Consider the following 24,244-nt stretch of genomic DNA (forward strand, 5'->3'; position numbering starts at 1 on the left):
GAATCGTATATTTAGATGAATGTTTTTTAAGTTGGGATCCCAATTGAGGATGCCGGCTCAATGAATTCTTTGATTATTATATGTCCGAAAGCGCAAAAATTTCTTTTCAAAATATCCTTCTTACTTTTAAAAAGTATGATGACGGCAGGTATGAGCTGCTATATATATCTTCCGAAATAAGGAACATCCTGACAGAAGGAGAAAAATTTTATGAGGAGGCCTTTTTTGAAAAATCTTTTCCCACCTTACCAAAACCTTTTTTTGAATACCTGTTTGAGATTTTGGGAAATGGAGACAAAATAATCTGTCCTCTTACTTGGAAAGGGAGATTTTTCAGGTTTGTGCAGGTGGAAGGTTATGTGATTTCACAAGAAGATAAATCTTACTTGGTAAATGTGCTGATATCGCAGTTGCCATTTGAAAATCATGTCAAATTTTCTTGGATATTGGACAACTCCCATGATAGGGTTTTTTCAGGAATACAATCAGGTCCTCTACTGCACAGTGTATCGGAATGGAAAACCCACTTCTATTCAAAATTTGATTTCATCTCAGAATCTGATTTTGATGGTTTTCTTGAAGATGAAAACGACCAAATTCTGACAATTTTCCCTGGACATATTTATTTGTCAAAGAAAATGTTAGGGGAAAACCATTCACTTGTAGCCCTTGTTTATGGAGCAAATCCATTGGGCGACAAGAGCGATTCCATCGAAGATGATTTACCCGCTGCTTCAAAACAGGCGCCTATATATTATGAATACAACCTAAAAACCGACTTGATCAATTTTTCAGGAAACCTTGAAGGAATCCTTGGTTATTCAGCAGCTTTTTTTGAAAATCATTCTTCCAAAGATTGGATACACCTTGTCCATCCGCTTGACCGTCATTACTTCAATAAGGGTTTTGATCATGGCTCGAAGATGATCTACAGGGTCAGCCACGCAGACGGCAGCTATGTTTATGTCCAAGATGAGGTGAATAAGTTATTGGATGACCCAAACAGCTCGGGGCTTTCCCTTGGAGTAATCACAGACATCACCGCCCTCAAAGAAATAGAGAAAGATCTTTTGGAGCATAAAACCATCTTAGACCAACTCACAGGAGTAGTTCCGGGAATGGTCTATATGTTAAAAGCTTTCCCTGACGGCACAAGAAAATTTATTTTTGTCAGTGAGGGGAGTAAAAGCCTGTGGGAACTAGACCCTTCCGAAATTTTGGAGGACGACGCAAGTATCCGTCAATTGGTCCATAAGGAGGATATTAAGCAGGTAAATGAAGCTGATAAAACATCATTCCAAAAGAACCTAAAGTTTGAAAGTACTTTTAGGATAATTACCCCTTCAGGAAAAACCAAATGGATTTATGGTGCTTCCAACAGGCTAAAGCAATTTCCCAAAGAATCTATCTGGGCGGGGTTTTTTATTGATATTACCTACACCAAACAAAAAGAAACAGAATCATTTTCCCTATTGAACAGGTACAAAATTTTGTTTGATGAGAACCCTCTACCCATATTTCAATATGACAGCCAAGGAATTATCCTTGATGTGAACAAACAATTTATGGACAAGGTGAATGTACTTGATCCGGCAGAGATGATAGGAAAAAACATGTTTGAACTGACCAAGGGACATCCTATTGAAATTGCTTACCGTGACAGCATCGAGAAGGGTTATGGTTTTTATGAAGGCCCTTACGTCAGTCATTTTAATAAGAAGATGTTCCATGTCAGGGTCAATGCCAAATCTGTGGAGAAGGGAAAGGTTTTTCAGGCGATTTTGGAAGATATCAGTGAACAGCAGTATGTATCCAACATTCTTTCCGAACTAACCGAAAGGACATCGAGGTACTCAGGACAAGAATTTTTTGATGTTTTGACTTCTTTCCTTTCTGAGAAACTCTTTATGTCAAACTGTTTTATCGCGGAGGTGGATGAAAAGAATCAGGTGGCAAGCACACTTTCCTATTTTAAAAATGGAAAAAGAGCCAAGAATTTTCAGTATGACTTGAAGGATGCGCCTTGCCATGATTGCCTGAGTTCCAATAATCCCTTTATCCTTGCTTCCGGTGCTTCTCTAAAATATCCAAAAGACAAAGGTTTGGTAAAAATGGGAATATCTACCTATTTGGGCGTACCGATTATAGATATTGACAAAAACCGTCTTGGGATACTTGTTTTAATGGATCAGCAAGACCATCCGTATAGTTTGGGACTTTCCGGACTATTGACCGTATTATCTGACCGGGTGGGAGCAGAATTAAACAGGCTTTATTTTGAAAAAAAACTCATTTCTTCAGAATTACTTTTTAGAAGTATTGCAGAAAACTTCCCAAATGGTACCATTGAGATTTTAGACAAAGAATTCAATTACGTATTTACCGATGGAAAAGGATACCAATCTCTTCAGATCGACCAAAAGAAGCTGATAGGGACACCACACCTTTCAATATATGATGATGACACATCAAAAAATGTAAAGGAGTTTTTGGAAAAAGTATTGGCCGGAGAATCCGTGATTTTTGAAGTAATGGTAAACAACCAATATTACCTGAAAAACGGAGTTCCTTTGACCAACAGCACAAATAACGTAGACAGGATTCTATTGGTAACCCAAAATATTACAGAATCCAAGATTGCAGAAACTGAGCGGGAAAGACTCATAAAAGATCTCAAATCCCAAAATGAGGAACTTCAGCGGTTTGCTTACATCATTTCACATAATCTCAGGGCTCCGATTGTGAACATTACTTCACTTTTGGACCTATACAACTACCACTATCCGGCAGACATCGAGAATGTCGAGATCATTGACAATCTCAAAATTTCGACACAAATATTGAATGGTACCCTTGAAGATCTTATTGAAGTGGTTTCGATCAAAAAGAACAAGCTTCCAAAAATTGAAAGAGTAAGTTTCAGGAAGTTGCTAAAAAACATTGAAAGAAGTCTTTCCAAACAGTTTAAAGAATCAGGAGCAGTAATTGTAAGCGATTATAATACAGCACCTTATATCAATTATATCTATTCCCACTTAGAAAATTTTATCATCAACCTCACGACAAATTCCATCAAATACAAACACCCGGAGCGAAACCCGGTCATTCAGATCAAATCTTACCTTGAGGAGGGATTTACAGTAATTGAATTCAGGGACAATGGTATCGGAATTGATCTTGAGAGGTATAGGGATAGGCTATTTGGATTATACCAAAGATTCCACTCCCACGTGGATGGCAAAGGATTGGGACTTTACCTGATCCGGGAACAAATCCGGGCTCATGACGGCAACCTCAGAGTTGAAAGCACTGTGGGTGTCGGCACTACCTTCTACATATATCTCAAAAATATGAAGGCCAATTATCCGGAAGAAAAATAACGACGTATAAAAGTCAAACACAAAAGAAATTCCACTCAATACTTTAATTTTGTGAATATTTAAACAAATTCAAAAATGAAAAAAGCACTCATTCCTATTTTGATCATTGCCGTAGTGGGCATATTTATGTATACCAAAGCGGTAGGGGTCTATAATATGTTTGTCCAAAATGAAGAAACTATCAATGGTCAGTGGGCCGAAGTCCAAACCCAATACCAAAGAAGGGCAGACCTGATTCCCAATCTAGTCAGTACTGTCAAGGGTTATGCAGATTTTGAGCAGGAAACATTGACTGGCGTGATCGAGGCAAGAGCAAAAGCAACTTCCATCAACATCGATGCGAATGATCTGAGTCCTGACAAAATCGCCCAATTTCAGCAGGCTCAAGATCAGTTGAGCGGTGCATTGAGCCGACTATTGGTGACGGTAGAAAAATATCCAGATCTGAAAGCCAATCAAAACTTTCTCGACTTACAAGCCCAACTAGAAGGCACAGAAAACAGGATTGCCGTGGCAAGAAGAAACTTTAACCAGTCCGTACAGGCCTACAATTCAGACTTGAGAAAGTTCCCAAACAACCTTTTTGCCGGGTGGTATGGATTTGAAACCAAGGGATATTTTGAAGCAGCTGCAGGGGCAGAAAATGCACCGACAGTTCAATTTTAAGGATCATGGCAGAAAATCTCTTTTCTCAAGAAGACAAAAACAGGATTGTTGCTGCGATCGCAGCGGCTGAATTGGCCACTTCCGGGGAAATACAGGTACATATCGAAAATCACTGCGGCTCTGATGTTTTGGACAGGGCTGCAGAGGTTTTTGAAACCCTCAAAATGCACAAAACCAAAGAAAGGAATGCCGTTCTTTTCTATTTGGCTGTGGCAGACCACAAATTTGCCATCTTAGGAGATTCAGGTATCAATAAGGTCGTTCCCCACAATTTCTGGGAAAAGATCAAAGAGGATATGGCAACATCTTTTAAAAAACAGGCTTTTACGGAAGGTCTGTCAAATGCAATTGAGGCCTGCGGACAGCAGCTCAAAGCCCACTTCCCCTATGACAATAAAGGTGATATCAACGAATTGCCGGATGAAATCTCCTTTGGATAAAAAAATCATGATTAATAGATATTCCCTTTCAGTTTTAATTGTCCTTTTGTTTGTCGGAACTCTTTTGGCCCAAGAAGATTTTCCTTCTGTACCCAATCCGCCAAAACTGGTCAATGATTATACCAATTCACTTTCCTCAGGTGAGATTTTTAGTCTAGAAAACAAGCTCGTAGCCTATAATGACAGTACCTCTACCCAGGTCACGATTGTCATGATCCGCTCAGTAGGCCAATATGATATCAGCGATTATGCTTTTCAGTTGGGTGAAAAATGGGGAATAGGTCAATCAAAACTTGACAATGGCGTTTTGATCTTAGCAGCCATGGAGGATAGAAAGGTTTTCATCGCTACCGGGTATGGGATGGAGGGTGTATTGCCGGATGTATTGGCCAAAAGAATTGTCGATCAGTTGATTGTGCCGAATTTCAAAATGGAGGCTTACTATAAAGGTTTGGACAAAGCCACAGACATGATATTCAAATTGGCTTCAGGAGAATATGAAGCTGAAAAAGTAACCTCAACAGGAGAACATGGAGGGGCAATAGTTTTCTTTTTAATATTCATTTTTATTTTCGTCATTCTTCCAATGCTCAAAAACAGGAAGGACAATGACAACCACATGGGAGGCAAAGGAGGAGGAATAGACCTCTTTACCACCATTATGCTAGCCAATATGCTCAAAGGTGGTGGCAGAGGTAAATTTGGGGATTTCTCATCCGGTCGTGGTGGCTTTGGAGGTGGCGGTGGCTTTGGAGGCTTTGGCGGTGGTTCTTTTGGAGGTGGAGGGGCAGGAGGAAGCTGGTAAGTTATCAAGAAGCAGAATGGCCTTATAAAAATTCTTCTTATCCGGGTCTTAATCTACCCGCAAAGACACCTTCAATTCTTTTTTCTCTATGCAATAAATAAAAGACATAAAAATTTAAAAACAGCTCTCATTCATTAATTTGAGCCATATTTTAAATTGTAAAAAATTAAATAGTTTACAATTTATTGATTTTTACCAGCGGCAATGACAGCCAAGTCTACGGCTTTGCTTCCTTTTTCCAACAAGACATTGGCGCAGGTGATCAATGTGGCTCCTGTAGTCATTACATCATCGACGAGAAGCAGTCTTTTTCCTTTGATCTCATCCAGCGAATCTACGTCAAATACTTCTGCCACATTTTCGATCCGCTCCATTCTGCTTTTCCTAGTTTGGGTTTCTGTGAATTGTACCCTGATCAAGGATAATGCAACCGGGATGTTTAAAGCTTCAGATAGTCCTTTTGCGAATTGTTCACTTTGGTTATAGCCTCTTTTTTTCTTCTTCAAAGGGTGAAGGGGAACAGGAACAATATGATCCCAATTTTGGGAGAAACCACTTTGTCGGAGAATATTTCCATATAGCCGTCCCAACTCTATCCCGATTTCAGGTTTGTTTTTGTATTTGAGTTGGTGTAAAAGGCTTTGGCTTGCACCTTTTTTAGAAAACCTCAAAAATGACATTGCCAAATTGGGTTTTGTTAGCCCCATGATTTTGGTAACCAATTCATTATTTTGCGGTCGGAGGTGGTAATTGGTAACAGGAAGGGCTGCTATACAAATTTTACAGAGTTGATCTTCGAAGTCGAAAAGACTTCTTCTGCATAAACAACAGGTTTTTGGAAAAACCAGAGCTAAAAAATCTTCAAAAATCTTAGAATACATTTTCAAAATGAGGAGATCGAACTGAATGACTGTAAATACCTGTTATATTTGCAATTGACTAAAACCACCTTAAAATTTAATGAATTTAATAGAAGAATTCAATGCCTACAGGAGCGAAATGAATGAAAAAATCATGGCTTCGGAAAATAAGGTAATCAAGCGTTTTTTCAACCTTGATACCAATACCTATGCGGAAGGCGCCTTGGATGTCAAAACAAAGGAAATGATCGGGCTGGCATGTTCGATGGTATTGCGTTGTGATGATTGTATCAAGTACCATTTGGGAAAATCACATGAGGCAGGACTTAATAAAGAGCAGATATTTGAGGTTTTTTCGATTGCAACCATTATTGGAGGTTCGATTGTTATTCCCCATTTGAGAAGGGCGGTTGAATATTGGGAATTGTTGGAACAAGAAGGAAAAACAGATGTTTAAAAAAGACCTTGATCTTGAAAAACGCTGGAGCAAACTGCTAAAAGGCATGGAAGAGCTTATTGGAAAGAAACCCAATGACCTAAATGGGGTTCTATTTTTGATAGGCGTTCAGGAACTTGGACAGGGAAACAGAAATTTTTCAAAGGAACAAAAGCAGGACTTAATGCATATAGGGATTTGCAGGGTATTAAGCCAAGCGGGTTTTTACGAATTGGATTATATTGATCAAGATGGATGGCCACATTGGAAACTTGTGAACAAACTTCCTCATTTTGACGTGTTAGAGCAGGAGAAATTATTGAAAATACAAGTTTTGGAATATTTTGAAACTGAATTTCAAATTGAAATCAAATAAAAATTAACCCAAAATAGAACAATCAAAGCAACATGAAAATCGTATCCTATAACGTAAACGGTATCCGTGCAGCACTTACCAAAGGCTTTGCTGATTGGTTGAAAGCGACAGATCCGGATATTATTGGTTTACAAGAGATCAAAGCGGAAGAGAATCAGATTGACAGGGCCATATTCGAGGACTTGGGATATGGTATTTACTGGTATCCTGCTGCAAAAAAAGGATATAGCGGCGTTGCCATTTTGAGCAAAATAAAACCGCATCATGTAGAATACGGAGTTGCTATGCCTTTCTATGATGATGAAGGAAGGATAATTAGGGCAGACTTCGATGGGTTTTCTTTCGTTTCTGCGTATTTTCCGTCAGGAACTACCGGTGATGTGAGGCAAGATTTCAAGTATAAGTTCTTGGATGACATTTTTGGGTATTCACAGGACTTGATTAAGGTACACCCAAATTTAATTTTGAGTGGAGATTACAATATTTGTCACAAACCGATAGACATACACAATCCCATATCAAATAAGAATTCATCAGGTTTTCTACCGGATGAGAGGGCATGGATGGATAAGTTCACGGAATCGGGATTTGTAGATACCTTCAGGATGTTTAACCAAAACCCACATCATTACACATGGTGGAGTTATAGGGCCGGTTCAAGGTCCAAAAATCTTGGATGGCGGATAGATTATCATATGGCAACAGAACCTATGAAAGAAAGAGTGAGGCGATCTATCATCCTTCCGGAAGCATTTCATTCAGACCATTGCCCAATAATGATCGAAATAGAAAAATAATAAAATTAACATTTATATCAATATTATTTCCATGAATTCCATCAAAATTTCAATTCCCTCTCTAATAGAGAATATAAAGATTGTAGAAAGCTTTATAGATAATGCAAGGGAGAAGTATCCGATCAATGAGGACATTTATGGGAACATTATGATCTCAGTGACCGAATGCGTTACAAACGCCATCATTCACGGAAATGGAATGGATGGTAATAAAAAAGTAAACCTTGAGTTACATCTTGATGAAAATCAAGTTGAGTTCGTTGTATTTGATGAGGGCAAAGGTTTTGATTTCGAGCATTTAGTAGACCCCACAGCACCTGAAAACCTCGAAAAAACCGGTGGAAGAGGTATATTTATTATGAAACATCTCGCCGACAGTATCAAGTTTGAAGAAAACGGCCGAAAAACCATTTTAACTTTTTATATGTAATATGGCAATTCTTTTTTTTGAGGAAGACATTAAATTTCCTTTACAGGAAAAAATCAAAGTCAAAAAATGGTTGAAAGAAGTAGCAAACTTAGATAAGTTCAAAATAGGGGAATTAAATTACATTTTTTGTTCGGACGAATATCTTTATAGAATCAACGTAGAATACCTTGGACATAAGACTTATACAGATATAATTACTTTTGACAACTCAGAGAAAAACAAAATGATTGATGGAGATATCTTTGTAAGTATCGAGCGAATCAGAGAAAACGCACTCAAAGAAAATGTTCCTTTTGAAAAAGAGCTTTCAAGAGTATTGAGTCATGGCTTATTACACCTCATGGGATATAAAGACAAAAAAGAAGAGGATAAAATCAACATGAGAAAAATGGAGGATCAAGCCATCTCCTTATTGAATAAATGAAATGTTCCACGTGAAACAAAATATTAGGATAAATTCTCTGTTCAGAATGTTCCAAGTGAAACAGAACAAAAAAAGAAAATTATGTTTCCAATATATGATGTCATTGTAGTAGGCGCAGGACATGCAGGCTGTGAAGCAGCACATGCAGCAGCAAAGATGGGTGCTAAAGTCCTTTTGTGTACAATGAACATGAACACAATAGCGCAAATGTCATGCAACCCAGCCATGGGTGGAGTAGCAAAAGGACAAATTGTAAGGGAGATAGATGCTCTCGGCGGAATGTCAGGAATAATATCAGACAAATCAATGATCCAATTCCGGATGCTGAATAGGTCAAAAGGTCCGGCTATGTGGTCACCAAGATCTCAAAATGACAGAATGCTATTCGCTGAAGAATGGAGAATGGCTCTTGAGCAAACCCCAAATGTGGATTTTTGGCAGGAAATGATCAGTGGGTTATTAATTAAGGACAATAGGGCAATTGGTGTAAGAACAGGAATTGGCATAGAAATAAGGTCGAAATCAGTCGTTCTTACAAACGGCACATTCTTAAATGGCATAATACACATAGGCGAAAAACAGTTTGGCGGAGGTAGAACAGGTGAAGCGGCAGCAAAAGGAATCACCGAACAACTCGTCCAACTCGGATTTGAAGCAGGAAGAATGAAAACAGGAACGCCACCAAGAGTGGATGGCAGGTCCTTGGATTACAGCAAAATGGAAGTCCAATACGGAGATGAAAACCCAGAAAAATTCTCTTTCTCTGATGAAACAAATACATTGACAAAACAAAGAACATGTTGGATTACTCACACCAATAAGGATGTTCACGAAACTCTAGAAACTGGCTTTGATAGATCTCCAATGTTCAATGGTAGAATACAAGGTCTTGGCCCTAGATATTGCCCATCCATAGAGGATAAAATAAACAGATTTGCTGAAAGAGATAGACATCAGATTTTTGTTGAACCTGAAGGTTGGAAAACAGTAGAAATGTATATCAATGGTTTTTCGACGTCTCTACCAGAGGATGTACAATATAAAGCCATGAGAAAAATAGCCGGCTTCGAAAACGCAAAGATGTTTAGACCAGGATACGCCATAGAATACGATTACTTTCCTCCAACTCAATTAAGATTAAGCTTAGAGACACATATAATAGAGAACCTTTTCTTTGCAGGACAAATAAACGGAACCACTGGGTACGAAGAAGCGGCATCCCAAGGACTTATGGCCGGGATCAATGCAACAAGAAAAGTGCAAAAAAAAGACCCATTTGTACTCAGAAGATCTGACGCATACATTGGGGTACTTATAGATGACTTGATCAATAAAGGGACCGAAGAACCATACAGGATGTTTACTTCAAGAGCAGAATTCAGGCTACTCCTCCGCCAAGATAATGCAGACTTGAGGCTGACACAGATGGGACATGAAATAGGTTTGGCAGATAACCATAGATATGAAAAAATGCTAGACAAAAAAACCGATACCGCAAAACTCATCAATGACCTAAAGCAAAAAAAATTAGCTCCTGACAGCGTAAATGAAGGACTGGAAGAATTTGACACTGCTATCATAAAAGAAAAAATAACAGTAGAAAAACTACTAAAGAGACCACAATTGGGATTGGCAGAACTGATGAATCTTGATCAAGATCTTAACCATTATCTATCCAAATATAAAAAAGAAGTACTGGAACAAGCAGAAATCCAAATTAAGTACGACAGCTATATAGACAAAGAACAGCAAATGGTAGAAAAATTGAACAATATGGAAAATTATAAAATACCTGTTCAATTTGATTATTTAACGATCACAGCACTATCAGCTGAAGGAAAACAAAAGCTTAACAAGGTAAGACCAGAAACATTGGGACAAGCATCTAGAATAAGTGGGGTCACACCTGCAGACTTATCTATTCTAACAGTTTACTTGGGAAGATAATGTCACAAGAAAGGTTAAACAAATGCCCGCTATGTAAAAGTGGGATTTTTCTTAATCATACAGAAATCAAGGATTTTTCTGTTAGCCAAGAAAAATTCATCCTCTGTAAATGCACTTCTTGTGATTTGGTGTTTACTAATCCAAGACCAGACAAGGACAACATTAGCAAATACTACCTATCAGAGGACTATATTTCACACCAAAACAAAGCAACGAATTTCATAAATTTGTTATACAAATTTGTTAGAAATATAACTATTAAGAAAAAAGTATCATGGCTCAATCAGTATACACATGAAAAAGGATCACTTTTGGATATAGGATGTGGTACAGGATACTTCCTTTCGGCAGCAAAAAAATCAGGTTGGAAAACATTAGGAATAGAACCAAACAAAACCGCAAGGAACATTACAAAGGACAAAAACCTAAAAGTCAAAAGTCATCTTGATCAACTTAAAGAAGATGAAAAATTTGATGCCATCAGCCTATATCATGTCATCGAACATGTTCATACCTTAAAGAGAACAGGTAAAAAAATCACAACACTATTAAAAGAAAATGGCACTGTCTTCATTGCAGTACCCAATATCAACTCATATGACGCCAAGAAATATGGTTCATTTTGGGCAGCATACGATCTACCGCGACACTTGTACCATTTCAACCAATCCACAATGCAGACTTTTGCAAATCAAATTGGTCTTAAGATCATTGCAGTCGAACCTTTAAAATTTGACAGTTATTACGTATCACTATTATCAGAAAAATACATTAATCCAAATAAAGGATTTATACCAAAAATGATAAATTCAATTATAAATGGTTATAAATCAAATAGTTGGGCAAAACATAACAACAATAATTATTCTAGCTTATTGTTCATTTTAAAGAAAATATGAAATATTTAAAACACTTAGTTATATATATCATTTTTTTGACGATATCATCTTGTGCAAAGCAAGGAACACCTATGGGAGGACCAAGAGATGAAGACCCTCCTAAACTTTTAACGATAACGCCCGCTAATGAGACAGTTAACATTAAGCCAGATATTATCGAACTTGAATTTGATGAATATGTCAAAGCAGAAACCCCAAACAAACAAATTATCATTACACCAAGAATCAACAAAGATGAAATGGAGGTAATCACAAATAAAAATAGAGTCATAATAAACCTAAATCAGGAACTTGAGGATAGTACTACTTATGTATTCAACTTTCAAAAATCCATCAAAGACATCACTGAAAACAATGTTCCTGAAAACTTAAAATTAGTCTTTTCAACAGGCCCAACTATTGACAGTTTAACTTTTTCCGGAAACGTATCTTTTATATTTCCACAAAAACAAAAAAATATAACAGATGTACTAATAGGATTATATACGCTTGAAGATACTACAAATGTGTTGACGGCAGCCCCATATTATATCGGACAAACAGATTCAATAGGCAATTTCACGTTGACCAATATCAAGGAGGGAAAATATAAAGCCTACGCATGGCACGATCAAAATAACTCTCTGAAAGCTGAGGAAAAACTAGAATCATACAGCTTTATTACAGATACAATCAACATTACAAAAAATATAGAAGAAGCAAAGTTCTATCTAACAAAGTCAGATCTATCAGATTTCAAAATCAATAGAGCAGCAGCAACAGGCAAAAGCTACGACCTGGTACTCAGTAAATATCCTATTGAGATAAATATAGAACACCAAGAGTTAAACAAAAACCTATTCTACAGGCAAAGCGAGAAAACAATAAGATTATACCACACAACATTGATCAATGACAGCACAGCTGTAAAAATATCATTTACAGATTCGGTAGGATTTAAAATAGACACAACCATATATGCCAAATTTGAAAACAGTGATAGAAAGAATGAAAAATTAGAACCAACTATAAAATCAAAAAGAAACTTTTTGAAAAATATAGAAGCAAGTATACAATTTAACAAACCAATCCAAAAGATTAACTATTATTCTCTATTTATTAAATATGACAGTGCAAGCTACCTTTATGTAAAGCCCGAAATGCTGTCATTTAAAGATAGTTCGGATAGAACATTAATAAACATTAGGATAAATATACCAGACTCTTTAAAACAGGAAACATATACTTTATATGCTATGGATTCTACCTTTATGGATATAGAAGGTGAATACAATGAAAAAAAAATAGAAAACGCTTTTAGAAAACTGGATATAGAAACACTAGCGGAAGAGATCAAGGTAACTGTTAACACAGATCTATTTCCTATTATTATCCAAATAATGGACAAGAAAGAAGAAATTATAGAAGAACAATATCTTACCAATACAAACATAGCAATATTCAAAAATCTTGAAGCAGCCACATATAATATAAGAGCAATCTTAGACATCAACGAAAACCGAAGATGGGATACATCAAATATGTTAGAAAACAGACAGGCAGAACCTATCTACTATCTTGAAAACTCCGAAAATCCAGAACCAAGAGATACTATAATCAGAGGAGGTTGGTCTTTGGATCTAACTATTCAACCAAATCAGGCGATAGGAATACCTAAAAAAGAGGAAAAAAAACCATAAAAATTGTAGATAACAAGAAGAAATGATGTTAATAAGTACTCAATACTTGAGCATAAGATAAGACTTATCCATAATTAAAATCAAATTCCCGAATAACTTAAAAACAGCACAGAATAAGTACCCATACATCCACAGTTATTCACAAATAAAAACACATACAGTAACCCACAACTATCAAAGATTATTTTTAAACAATAATCAAGAAGATGAAACAATATCACTGATATACAAAGATTTAAATAAAAATAAACTGTGGATTAAAAGTGGAGAACAATACACAAATTATAATATAAAATGTTGATTACTTTAATGAAGAAATTTATCAACAGATCCACACCTTAATAACAACAGTAGTTTTATTTAAATAAATAATATATTAAATATATAGAGCTGTGGAAAATTACTGAATGTACGTTTTTTGGATTACTGAAAGGTTTTATCTAATTTCAACAACCTTCCTAACCCAATATAATCATGCAAATCAACAGACTCTTCGACTTAATCAATTATCAAATTACAACTTACGACAAACCAATTGCCTTAGCCCAAAAAATCAGCGGTGATTGGAAAACCTATTCCAGCAGGGATTTAAAGAAAATAGTTGATAGCATCAGCTTGGCATTTCTTAAAACAGGCATTAAAAAAAATGATAAAGTAGCGATTATTTCCAACAATAGGCCTGAATGGAATTTTATAGACCTCGCCTTACAACAGATTGGAGCTATTTCAGTGCCTATGTATCCAACTATTTCGGCTGACGATTACCATTACATTTTTCATCACGCTGAAGTAAAAAAGATCTTTGTGGGAGATGAAGAAATCTACCAAAAAGCTGTTGAAGGATCCGCGGATATGGAAGCACAGATAATCTCTTTCGATAAAATACAAGGTTGTGATTATTGGGAATATTTTATGGCTTTAGGTGAAGATGGAGACCTAGCAGAGTTGGAATCCATCAAAGACGCCGTTAAATATGAAGACCTATTTACCATTATCTACACTTCAGGAACAACCGGTAGACCAAAGGGTGTAATGTTGACCCATTCAAACGTAATTTCGAATATTTATGCGATTGAAGATAGATTAATCATACCTAAAGGAGAAGCCAAAGCACTTAGCTTTCTTCCGCTTTGCCATATTTACGAAAGAGCAGGTTCATTTTGCTTTATCTATATGGGGGTTTCTATCTATTATGCCGAAAGTATGGAGACCATCGGAGAAAATCTTAAAGAAATTCAGCCACAAATTTTTAACACTGTCCCACGATTATTAGAAAAAGTCTACGACAAAATTGTATCCAAAGGCTATGAATTGACAGGTGTGAAAAAATCACTCTTCTTTTGGGCTTTGAATCTTGGATTGAAATTTGAACCCAATAAAGATCAGGGATCATTTTACAATATGCAGTTGAAACTTGCCAATAAAATAATTTTCAGTAAATGGAGAGAGGCTTTAGGCGGAAATATCATGCAGATCAATTCCGGCGCATCAGCTTTACAGCCTAGATTAGCCAGGGTATTTTGGAGTGCAGGAATACCAGTATGTGAAGGATATGGACTGACGGAGACTTCTCCTGTAGTTTCTGCTTCCATCAGTAATCTGAGGGATATACGCATCGGTATGGTTGGCAAAATTGTAAAGGATGTAGAAGTAAAAATAGCTCCTGATGGCGAAATATTGGTTAAAGGTCCCAATGTTATGCAGGGTTACTATAAGCAACCTGACCTTACAGATGAAGTTTTGGACAAAGATGGATGGTTTCATACGGGTGACATAGGCGAGCTCCACCCTGGTAATTATCTCAAAATTACTGACCGTAAAAAGGAAATGTTTAAAACTTCAGGAGGAAAATATATTGCCCCACAGCCGATGGAAAATAAGTTCAAAGAGTCTTCCTTGATAGAACAGATTCTGGTGGTAGGGGAAAATAAAAATTATCCATCTGCCCTTATTGTGCCAAGTATTTTGGGACTTCAAGATTGGTGTAGACATAAGGATATTCCTTATACTACAGATCAGGAAATGCTTCAAAAACCGGAGATAATTGAGAAATTTCAAAAGGAAATCGACAATCTCAATAAGTATTTTGGTAAATGGGAACAAATCAAGAAGTTCAAGATTCTCAGCAAGCAGTGGACAGTGGAATCAGGTGAGCTAACTCCAACAATGAAACTAAAGAGGAAAGTTATCCATCAAAAATTTGCACAGGAAATCGAATCATTGTATTCCTAAGATTACAATCAAATAAGAATCTTATTTTGGATTAATCGTATTTTTATCTTTTAAACTTGCATTTAAAACTATATTCTGTAAATCTTCAGAATATAGTTTTTTTTATTTACCCAAAGCCTAAACTTAATTTCTTATGCATGCATAACTTTTTTTCAATTTAGTATGCATGCATACAATATATTTGTTACATTAGGCGTACTAAAATACACCTATGAAGCGCGAAGAGACAGTTGACTATCATATCAAGAGTGCCTGGCATGCGATTTCCAGGATGTACAATCAAAAAGCAGCACAGGAAGATTTTACCACAGCCATCGGATTTGTATTGATCAATATCAACTCAAAGGAAGGAACACCTGCTACCAAAATCGCCCCCCTAATGGGGCTGGAGGCCCGTAGCCTTACCCGCATGCTGAAGAGTATGGAAGAGAAAGGGCTGATTTACAAAAAACCTGATCCCATTGACAAGAGATCTGTGAGGATTTTTCTCACCCCGGAAGGAAAAAGGAAAAAGGAAATCTCTGTGCAGACGATCATGGAATTCAACGAGCAGGTAAGAGAAGTGGTCAGTAGCGAGGAATTGGAGACCTTTTTTACTGTTTTCCAAAAGATCAACCATGTGATAGATAATTTACAAACAGAAACTATAAACCCCAATGAGTACAACAATCAGTTGTATGAAATTTAAAACCAACATATTTTATGAAAAGAACCATTAAAAAAGTAGCCATTTTAGGTTCGGGAGTGATGGGCTCAAGGATTGCCTGCCATTTTGCCAATATCGGCGTGCAGGTTTTGCTCCTTGATATTGTCCCCAACGAACCCAATGACGACGAAAAGAAAAAGGGCCTGACCGTCATCGATAAAATAGTCAGGAACCGGATTGTGAATACTGCGCTTGACAATACCTTAAAGGCAAAGCCGGCGTCACTTTATGATGCTACTTCGATAGCGAGGATTACTACAGGAAATTTTGATGATGATTTGCCAAAAATCAAAGATTATGATTGGGTTATGGAAGTCGTCGTCGAAAGGTTGGATATCAAGCAATCACTTTTTGAGAAAGTAGAGAAATATAGGAAACCTGGGACTTTGATCACTTCCAATACTTCGGGCATACCTATGCACATGATGAGCGAAGGCAGGTCAGAAGACTTTCAGGTCAACTTTGCAGGAACTCACTTTTTCAATCCGCCAAGATACCTCAGGTTACTCGAAATTATTCCTGGCCCAAAGACAAATCCCGAAGTCATCGACTTCCTCATGGATTTTGGGGATAGGTTTTTAGGAAAAGAAACTGTTTTGTGTAAAGACACTCCCGCATTCATTGCTAATAGGATCGGGGTTTATGCGATCATTTCCGGGATGCATGCCATAGAAAAAATGGGTCTGAGCGTATCTGAGGTAGACAAACTTACCGGTCCTATTATCGGTAGGGCAAAGTCGGCTACTTTCCGAACCATGGATGTCGTCGGTTTGGATACCACTGTCAATGTCTCCAATAACCTTTACAAGACATTGACCCACGATGAATCAAGAGACAAATTTCTTCTTCCAAATATTGTCAAGGTACTCTATGACAACAAATGGTTGGGGGACAAAACCGGTCAGGGATATTTCAAAATGATCCGCCACAAGGACGGTACCAAAGAACTGAAAGAACTTGATCTGAAGACTTTTGAATACAAAGACACTGAAAAACCAAAATTCAAAGCCTTGGAAGCTTCCAAAGAAATTGATGACCTAAAGAAGAGAATCAAATTCTTGGTGAACTTCGATGACCGTGCGGGTGAATTCTACAGGGCGTCCTTTTATGACCTTTTCAAATATTGCTCCCACAGGATCCCGGAAATCTCCGACGAATTATACAGAATTGACCAAGCTGTTTCGGCAGGTTTTGGTTGGGAACTGGGTCCCTTTGAAACATGGGACATCCTTGGCGTCAAAGATACGGTAGAGAAGATGGAGGCTGCGGGAGAAAAAGCCGCTGCATGGGTTCATGAAATGCTAGATGCAGGACATACATCTTTCTATAAAGTCGAAGGCGGACAGCGTAGATATTATGATATTCCTTCTAAATCTTATTTGCCAATACCTGGGGTGGAAGATTTTATCATTCTAGATACCCTCAAGGCAGCCAACAAAAAACTTTGGGGCAATGCCGGAACTACCGTGTACGATTTGGGTGATGATGTCATCGGTTTGGAATTCCAAACCAAGATGAACTCTATCGGTCAAGAAGTGATCGAAGGAATCAATACCGCGATCAATATGGCAGAAAAATCCTATAAAGGTCTTGTCATCGGTAATGAAGGAGGAAACTTCTCCGCCGGAGCCAACCTTGCCATGTTGTTCATGTTTGCCGGAGATCAGGAGTTTGACGAAATCAACCTCATGATTGCCGGATTCCAAAACACCATGATGCGAGCGCGTTATTCTTCCGTTCCGGTAGTGGTAGCACCCCATAATATGGCCCTTGGAGGAGGTTGTGAACTTTCGCTTCATGCAGATGCGATACAAGCTCATGCAGAATTGTATATGGGTTTGGTGGAATTTGGGGTGGGATTGATTCCTGCCGGAGGTGGTACGAAAGAAATGACTTTGCGCTTTTCCAATGAATCCAAAGCAGGTGATGTGGAGCTAAATAGGCTTCAGGAATATTTCATGAATATAGCCACTGCCAAAGTATCCACTTCGGCTGCTGAGGCAAGAGGATTGGGATACCTGCAGGTCAAGGATGCCATCACCATCAACCGAAAACGTCAGCTTGCCGATGCCAAAGCAAAAGTCTTGGCCTTGTATGATGCGGGATACATCCAACCTGTGCAGCAGACCAACATCAAAGTCCTAGGAAAAACCTCCTTGGCACTTTTCGAAGCAGGCATCACCGGTATGGTCTATGGCAATTACATTTCCCAACACGATGCCAAAATCGCAAGGAAATTGGGTTGGGTCATGTCAGGAGGCGACCTGTCATCCGCGACCGAAGTCAGCGAACAGTATTTACTCGATCTTGAGCGCGAAGCATTCTTGAGCTTGACAGGGGAGAAAAAAACCCTGGAAAGGATACACAGCATCTTGTTTAAAGGTAAACCACTGAGAAATTGAGAAGCGAGAGACGAGAAGCGAGAAAACAAAAACCTAATTTAAGAAAAGATAAAGTTGAAGCACAATTTTAAAAATCTGAAAGTTTGGCAAAAATCAGTGGATTTGGCTGTTAAGGTTTATGAAATAAGCCAATCATTTCCCTCTGAAGAAAGGTTCGGAATCACTTCGCAAATGAGAAGATCGAGTGTTTCTGTCCCTTCAAATATTGTCGAGGGTACAGCAAAAAACACTTCTAAGTCCTTTTCAAATTCCTTAGATATCAGCCTTGGTGAAAGTTTCGAACTGGAGATGCAAGCGATTATTGCCAACAGAGTTGGGATTTTAAATAATGATGCTTTCAAAGATTTAGATTCCGATATCGATGAGATTCAAAAAATGATAATTGGTTTCAAATCAACGGTAGAATCTAATCCTTATTATAGACCTCCAATCATCATTTGCCTGGAGTCTAATCTCTCGCATCTCGGTTCTCGCATCTTAACTCAAATACCTGAACAAACATCAAATTAATAATAAACCTCAATCTAGAAAGAAACATGGAAGCATATATAGTAAACGGATATAGATCGGCGGTAGGAAAAGCCAAAAAAGGCGGCTTCAGATTCTACCGACCAGATGACCTGGCCTCAGATGTGATCAAGCACCTTGTGGCCAACACGCCCGGATTGGAAAACAAAATGGTCGATGACCTGATTGTGGGCAATGCCATCCCGGAAGCCGAACAGGGCATGCAGATGGGAAGGATGATTTCCCTTTTGGCACTCGGTATCGACAACCCGGGTTTTATCATCAACAGATACTGCGGTTCGGGATTGGAAGCCATCGCCCTTGCAGTAGGCAAAATCAAAGCAGGAATGGCCGATTGCATCATCGCAGGAGGGACAGAGTCCATGTCCATGCTCCCGATGATGGGTTACAAAACAGTCCTCAACTGGAAAATTGCCTCCCAGACTCCGGAATATTACCTCAGCATGGGTTTGACCGCTGAAGAACTCGCCAAGGATTACGAAATCACCCGTGAGCAGGCGGATGAGTTTTCTGCAAATTCCCATACCAAAGCTTTGGCAGCCATCTCAGCAGGAAAATTCAAAGAGCAGATCGTTCCTATCGAAGTAGAAGAAACTTATCTCGATGAAAAAGGAAAAAGGAAAACCAGAAAGACAATTGTGGATACGGACGAAGGTCCAAGGGCAGGTACGACTCCTGAAGTCCTTGCTAACCTCAAGCCGGCCTTCAAAATGAAAGGACAGGTAACAGCGGGAAATTCCTCCCAAACCTCTGACGGGGCTGCATTCGTGGTCGTCATGTCAGAGCGAATGGTCAAAGAACTTAACCTAGAACCGATCGCCAGGATGATGTCCTATTCCGTAGCTGGCGTAGATCCTCGCATCATGGGCATCGGTCCAAAAGAAGCTGTACCCAAAGCGCTGAAACAAGCCGGATTATCCTTGGATAAAATTGACCTGATCGAATTGAATGAGGCTTTTGCTGCACAGGGTTTGGCGGTAATTAAGTCCCTTGATATGGACATCAGCAAAGTCAATGTCAACGGTGGTGCCGTCGCACTCGGCCATCCGCTCGGTTGTACCGGAGCCAAACTTTCCATCCAACTCTTCCACGAACTCCGCAGACAAAACAAAAAGTACGGTCTAGTTACTGCCTGCGTCGGAGGCGGTCAGGGAGTTGCAGGAGTTTTCGAGCTTCTTAAATAAAATAGATGTGAGACATGAGATATGAGACAAGAGACTTAGAATCTGGGTAGGTATTGGTTTCATTAAAGAAAGTGTATTTAACAAATGCAGAAATATTTAAAATCCCAAAAAATAACTATATGAATAATTACAAAGAATTGGCGATTTGGAAAAGGTCTATCAAATTGGCCACCTCGATTTATAAGATAACAGGTTCTTTTCCGTCCGAGGAGAAATTTGGCCTTGTTTCTCAAATGAGAAGGTCTGCGGTTTCAATTCCTTCTAATATCGCTGAAGGAGCTGGAAGAAAATCCAACAAAGAATTTTCCCAATTTTTGAGTATTTCATATGGTTCATTATGTGAATTGGAAACCCAAGTAATCATTTCCAACGAACTGGAGTTTTTAATAAGCTCAGAAGTAGACCAAATTATCCTAGAAATCGACGAAATCCAAAAGATGACTTATGCTCTTATCAACAAATTCTCTTCTTAAAACTAATCTATCTCAAGTCTCATATCTCAAGTCTAAAATCTTATAAAACAATGGCAACAATAACCAAAAATTCAATCAACGGCGGCGAATTCCTTGTTAAGGAAACCGAAGCAAAGGACATCTTCATTTTTGAAGAATTTACTGAAGAACAAAAAATGATGGCGCAGGCCTGTCAGGATTTTATCGATACCGAAATCCATCCACGCAGTGAGGAAATCGACAGCATGAAGCATCCTGAACTCGTTCCCTCCATCTTCAAAAAAGCCGGAGACCTCGGTCTCTTGGGAATCGCTGTTCCTGAGGAATTCGGCGGCATGGGGATGAGTTTCAACTCCTCTATGCTCATCGCTGACATCATCGGCGGAGCGGGATCTTTTTCCACCACTTACGGCGCACATACAGGCATCGGTACACTTCCGATTTTGTATTATGGCGACGAGGCTCAAAAATCCAAATACCTACCCAAGTTGGCCACCGGTGAATGGGCGGCTTGCTATTGTCTCACCGAGCCGGACGCCGGTTCGGATGCCAACAGCGGCAAGACCAAAGCTACTTTGACCGAAGATGGCAAACACTACCTCATCAACGGACAAAAAATGTGGATCTCCAATGCGGGATTTGCAGACCTATTCATCGTCTTTGCCAAAATCGAAAACGACAAGAACCTAACCGCATTTATTGTGGAAAAAGGATTTGGCGGGATTACCATGAACGAAGAAGAGAAGAAGATGGGTATCAAAGGTTCTTCCACCCGTCAGGTATTCTTCAACGACTGCAAAGTTCCTGTGGAAAATATGCTTTCCGACAGACAGAACGGTTTCAAAATCGCAGTGAACATCCTCAATATCGGAAGGATCAAACTCGGTGCAGGCGTTTTGGGTGGCTGTAGGTCGGTGGCCTCTTTGGCAGTGAAGTATGCCGGTGAGCGCAAGCAGTTTGGAGTTTCGATCAATTCCTTTGGTGCGATCAAGCAAAAATTGGCAGAAATGGCCGTTAGGACTTATGCCTGCGAATCACTTTGCTACCGTGCCGGTCAGGATATTGAAGACAGGATGGATGCACTTGCTGCCGAAGGTATGCCGGATGCACAGGCTAAATTAAAAGCATTGGAGGAATTTGCCATTGAAGCGGCAATAGCGAAAGTACATGGTTCGGAAGTACTCGACTATGTGGTCGATCAGGGTGTGCAGGTCTATGGCGGCATGGGATATTCCGCAGATGCACCGATGGAGCGCGCTTATAGGGACGCCCGTATCTCCAGGATTTACGAAGGAACCAACGAAATCAACCGCATGCTGATGGTGGGCATGCTGCTCAAGAGGGCGATGAAAGGTGAAATCAACTTGTTCGAACCGGCGATGGCTGTTTCGGCGGAATTGACTTCTGTGCCGAGCTTCGAGACGGTGGATACCTCAGAGCTTTTTGCAGCAGAAAAAGAAACCATCAAGAAACTCAAAAAAGTATTTCTGATGGTGGGCGGAAAAGCAGCGATGGCTTTGGCAGATAAAATCGAGTCCGAGCAGGAAGTTATGATGAACCTTGCAGACCTGATGATTGAAATCTATGCGGCGGAGTCTGTCATCCTGAGAACAGAAAAACTCGTGGGCATGAGAGGTGAAGAAGCCTGTCATCCGCAGATTGCGATGACGCAGGTATATCTTTTTGAGGCTGTGGAAAAAATCCAGACAGCAGCCAAAGAAGCTATCGCGGCATTTACCAAAGGTGATGAGCAGAAAGTGATGTTGATGGGATTGAAGCGGTATACCAAAGCCGACCTCGTCAATACCAAAGAGTTGAGAAGGCAGGTTGCGGACTATATGATTGAGAAAGGGAAGTATCCTTTTTCTTAAAAATTTAGAGGCCCAAAAAGGCACTAAGACACAGAAAAAGTTTTCCTGCTTCTCCGGAAGCAGGATCTACAACTTCAATCTCACGCGAAGACGCAGAGAAAAAAAACAAAGCCTTCAGCAATGGGGGCTTTGTTGCTTTCTGCTATCCTGCTTCTCCAGAACCTGGATTATTGATATCTCGCAAAGACGCTAAAGCGCAAAGGGAAAATACTTTTAATCTCAAGCAGAGCCACAAAGCCCCAGTTTCCAGAAAGTCAGCTACTTAATCTACTAATGACCCCGATTTCAAACTTCCAACTTCCCACACCTCTCACCTCTCACTTTTTACCTCATCCTTCATCCCTCAACCTTCATCCTTTCTGTACCTTTTCCTCTATATTCGCAGGATTTATTCTTTCTCCGCAAAATGTTTTACTACAATTCCAAAGATTGGTTTCTTGCCATTTTCAAAATCACCAAAGCCGATACCATCAGGCCGCTGATCCCGACCTTGATTTTTATTGCTTTGTATTCATGGGGGATTGTGTATCTGGAGGTCAATTACCTGAAGTTGTCTGAAAACAGCGATGCCCGAAACATCACCATCATGCATACGCTTTTGGGTTTTGCGATATCGATGCTGCTCGTTTTCAGGACCAACACAGCGTATGATAGGTGGTGGGAAGGGCGAAAACATTGGGGAAACCTTGTCAACAACAGCCGTAATCTCGCCATCAAGCTTCAGGTTTTTTTGCCGGTAGAAGACCACGGGTCTAGGACATTTTTTAAGCAAGTGATTCCGCTGTATGCTTTGGCACTTCGTAGACACCTTCAAAAGGAAAGTACCATGCTGCAGCTTGACGAAAAACCCCATCCCGAGCTTCCTGACTTTGGCAACAAAACCCACGTTCCCAATAAAGTGGCTGAAAGCATGATTTTCAAAGTCCATCACTTATACAAGAACAGAATCATCAGCGGTGACCAACTCATTGTCCTCAATGGAGAGATCAGTTCCTTCACCGACATCTGCGGTGCCTGTGAGCGGATCAAGAATACCCCGATTCCATTTAGCTATAGTGCTTTTATCAAGAAATTTATCTTTATCTATGTGGCGACGCTACCCTTTGGCTTGGCACTGTCCATGGGATACTTTACCATTCCGGTGACGACTTTTATATTCTACGTCTTGGCGAGTCTCGAGCTCATCGCCGAGGAAATCGAAGATCCCTTTGGTACCGACAGCAACGACCTTCCGATGGCCAAGATTGCAGAAAACATCAAGGGAAATGTGCAGGAGATTTTGGGGTAAGCAGAAGAAGCGAGAACCGAGAGGCGAGAACCGAGACAAAACCAATAAGGATCCTGTGCAAAAGGCATCCCTTTATGATATCCCGAATATAGGAATGGAATAGCTTAGAGGCGGATTATCTGTAGCTAAGACACGGAGTATCTATACCTCAGTCACGGAGTATCGGTAAGGAGAGGTGGGCGGAGGGTATACGGAAGGTATACTTTGGGATAAAGAAAAGTCAGATCAGTCACTATAAAAGCTAAAACCTGAAATTGGATATATAGAATATTAGTTATATGTTTAGATAATTGGAAAATAGACGCCACTGTGGCGTCTTTCCTTCTAATTTGGAATGCTTCACGCCATTGTGGCGTGGAGAGAATCGTTGAATTGAATTGTAAGAAAACGCGCGGTGCGGGGTCAGGAAAAGAAAAGTCAATGGAAATCTTTGCAGGAGGCA

Annotated in this window: 22 protein-coding genes; 20 read left to right on the top strand and 2 right to left on the bottom strand. The window is 39.3% G+C overall.

Going from position 1 to position 24,244, the window contains the following annotated elements:
• The first annotated feature begins 80 nt into the window (after positions 1-80).
• The 4 genes from MMU07_RS06085 to MMU07_RS06100 all read left to right on the top strand — a co-directional run bounded on the left by MMU07_RS06085 (position 81) and on the right by MMU07_RS06100 (position 5,291).
• Positions 81-3,380 carry a PAS domain S-box protein gene (locus tag MMU07_RS06085; protein ID WP_241124954.1) on the top strand — a complete coding sequence of 1,100 codons (3,300 nt, stop codon included), beginning with the start codon at positions 81-83 and terminating at the stop codon, positions 3,378-3,380.
• 75 nt (positions 3,381-3,455) lie between these two features.
• Positions 3,456-4,046, top strand: coding sequence for a LemA family protein (locus tag MMU07_RS06090; protein WP_241124955.1), 591 nt, complete (start codon positions 3,456-3,458; stop codon positions 4,044-4,046).
• 5 nt (positions 4,047-4,051) lie between these two features.
• Complete coding sequence (locus MMU07_RS06095) at positions 4,052-4,486, top strand: TPM domain-containing protein (RefSeq protein WP_241124956.1); 435 nt, start codon at positions 4,052-4,054, stop codon at positions 4,484-4,486.
• A gap of 7 nt (positions 4,487-4,493) precedes the next feature.
• On the top strand, positions 4,494-5,291 hold the full coding sequence (locus MMU07_RS06100) for a TPM domain-containing protein (RefSeq protein ID WP_241124957.1): 798 nt from the start codon (positions 4,494-4,496) through the stop codon (positions 5,289-5,291).
• Between the two features lie 182 nt (positions 5,292-5,473).
• Here MMU07_RS06100 and MMU07_RS06105 read toward each other — a convergent pair whose 3' ends face one another.
• Complete coding sequence (locus MMU07_RS06105; RefSeq protein WP_336246174.1) at positions 5,474-5,998, bottom strand: ComF family protein; 525 nt, start codon at positions 5,996-5,998, stop codon at positions 5,474-5,476.
• Positions 5,999-6,251: 253 nt separating this feature from the next.
• Here MMU07_RS06105 and MMU07_RS06110 point away from each other — a divergent pair, with 253 nt between their 5' ends.
• The 16 genes from MMU07_RS06110 (at position 6,252) to MMU07_RS06185 (ending at position 23,802) form a co-directional block, all read left to right on the top strand.
• Complete coding sequence (locus MMU07_RS06110) at positions 6,252-6,608, top strand: carboxymuconolactone decarboxylase family protein (protein WP_241124959.1); 357 nt, start codon at positions 6,252-6,254, stop codon at positions 6,606-6,608.
• Entirely contained in the window at positions 6,601-6,963 is a 363-nt protein-coding gene (locus MMU07_RS06115; protein WP_241124960.1) for a hypothetical protein, read from the top strand. Before MMU07_RS06110 ends, MMU07_RS06115 begins: the two co-directional genes overlap by 8 nt.
• A gap of 32 nt (positions 6,964-6,995) precedes the next feature.
• Positions 6,996-7,760 carry an exodeoxyribonuclease III gene (locus MMU07_RS06120; RefSeq protein WP_241124961.1) on the top strand — a complete coding sequence of 255 codons (765 nt, stop codon included), beginning with the start codon at positions 6,996-6,998 and terminating at the stop codon, positions 7,758-7,760.
• Positions 7,761-7,791: 31 nt separating this feature from the next.
• Positions 7,792-8,190: an ATP-binding protein gene (locus MMU07_RS06125; protein WP_241124962.1), complete on the top strand. Its 399-nt coding sequence runs from the start codon at positions 7,792-7,794 to the stop codon at positions 8,188-8,190.
• A 1-nt stretch (position 8,191) separates the two neighbouring features.
• Entirely contained in the window at positions 8,192-8,614 is a 423-nt protein-coding gene (ybeY, locus tag MMU07_RS06130; protein ID WP_241124963.1) for an rRNA maturation RNase YbeY, read from the top strand.
• 81 nt (positions 8,615-8,695) lie between these two features.
• Positions 8,696-10,561 (top strand): tRNA uridine-5-carboxymethylaminomethyl(34) synthesis enzyme MnmG, encoded by a 1,866-nt coding sequence (gene mnmG / locus MMU07_RS06135; RefSeq protein WP_241124964.1) that lies wholly within the window; start codon positions 8,696-8,698, stop codon positions 10,559-10,561.
• Positions 10,561-11,460: a class I SAM-dependent methyltransferase gene (locus MMU07_RS06140; protein ID WP_241124965.1), complete on the top strand. Its 900-nt coding sequence runs from the start codon at positions 10,561-10,563 to the stop codon at positions 11,458-11,460. The genes mnmG and MMU07_RS06140 overlap by 1 nt, the downstream gene beginning before the upstream one ends.
• On the top strand, positions 11,457-13,139 hold the full coding sequence (locus MMU07_RS06145; RefSeq protein WP_241124966.1) for an Ig-like domain-containing domain: 1,683 nt from the start codon (positions 11,457-11,459) through the stop codon (positions 13,137-13,139). Before MMU07_RS06140 ends, MMU07_RS06145 begins: the two co-directional genes overlap by 4 nt.
• 474 nt (positions 13,140-13,613) lie before the next feature.
• Positions 13,614-15,371 carry an AMP-dependent synthetase/ligase gene (locus MMU07_RS06150; RefSeq protein WP_241124967.1) on the top strand — a complete coding sequence of 586 codons (1,758 nt, stop codon included), beginning with the start codon at positions 13,614-13,616 and terminating at the stop codon, positions 15,369-15,371.
• A 211-nt stretch (positions 15,372-15,582) separates the two neighbouring features.
• Positions 15,583-16,059, top strand: coding sequence for a MarR family winged helix-turn-helix transcriptional regulator (locus MMU07_RS06155; RefSeq protein ID WP_241124968.1), 477 nt, complete (start codon positions 15,583-15,585; stop codon positions 16,057-16,059).
• 14 nt (positions 16,060-16,073) lie between these two features.
• On the top strand, positions 16,074-18,479 hold the full coding sequence (locus MMU07_RS06160; protein ID WP_241124969.1) for a 3-hydroxyacyl-CoA dehydrogenase/enoyl-CoA hydratase family protein: 2,406 nt from the start codon (positions 16,074-16,076) through the stop codon (positions 18,477-18,479).
• A 54-nt stretch (positions 18,480-18,533) separates the two neighbouring features.
• The gene (locus tag MMU07_RS06165; protein WP_336246175.1) at positions 18,534-18,989 is read left to right on the top strand and encodes a four helix bundle protein; all 456 of its coding nucleotides are present in this window, start codon (positions 18,534-18,536) and stop codon (positions 18,987-18,989) included.
• A gap of 26 nt (positions 18,990-19,015) precedes the next feature.
• Positions 19,016-20,191 (top strand): acetyl-CoA C-acyltransferase, encoded by a 1,176-nt coding sequence (locus MMU07_RS06170; RefSeq protein WP_241124970.1) that lies wholly within the window; start codon positions 19,016-19,018, stop codon positions 20,189-20,191.
• A 119-nt stretch (positions 20,192-20,310) separates the two neighbouring features.
• Positions 20,311-20,664, top strand: a complete 354-nt coding sequence (locus MMU07_RS06175) for a four helix bundle protein (protein ID WP_241124971.1) — start codon at positions 20,311-20,313, stop codon at positions 20,662-20,664.
• A 50-nt stretch (positions 20,665-20,714) separates the two neighbouring features.
• Positions 20,715-22,514 carry an acyl-CoA dehydrogenase family protein gene (locus tag MMU07_RS06180; RefSeq protein WP_241124972.1) on the top strand — a complete coding sequence of 600 codons (1,800 nt, stop codon included), beginning with the start codon at positions 20,715-20,717 and terminating at the stop codon, positions 22,512-22,514.
• A 406-nt stretch (positions 22,515-22,920) separates the two neighbouring features.
• Entirely contained in the window at positions 22,921-23,802 is an 882-nt protein-coding gene (locus MMU07_RS06185) for a bestrophin family protein (protein WP_241124973.1), read from the top strand.
• 152 nt (positions 23,803-23,954) lie between these two features.
• Here MMU07_RS06185 and MMU07_RS06190 read toward each other — a convergent pair.
• The coding region (locus MMU07_RS06190) for a hypothetical protein (RefSeq protein ID WP_241124974.1) at positions 23,955-24,244 on the bottom strand (290 nt) is incomplete at its 5' end.

Source organism: Cognataquiflexum nitidum (genome assembly GCF_022538055.1).
GTDB classification, from domain to species: Bacteria; Bacteroidota; Bacteroidia; order Cytophagales; family Cyclobacteriaceae; genus Cognataquiflexum; species Cognataquiflexum nitidum.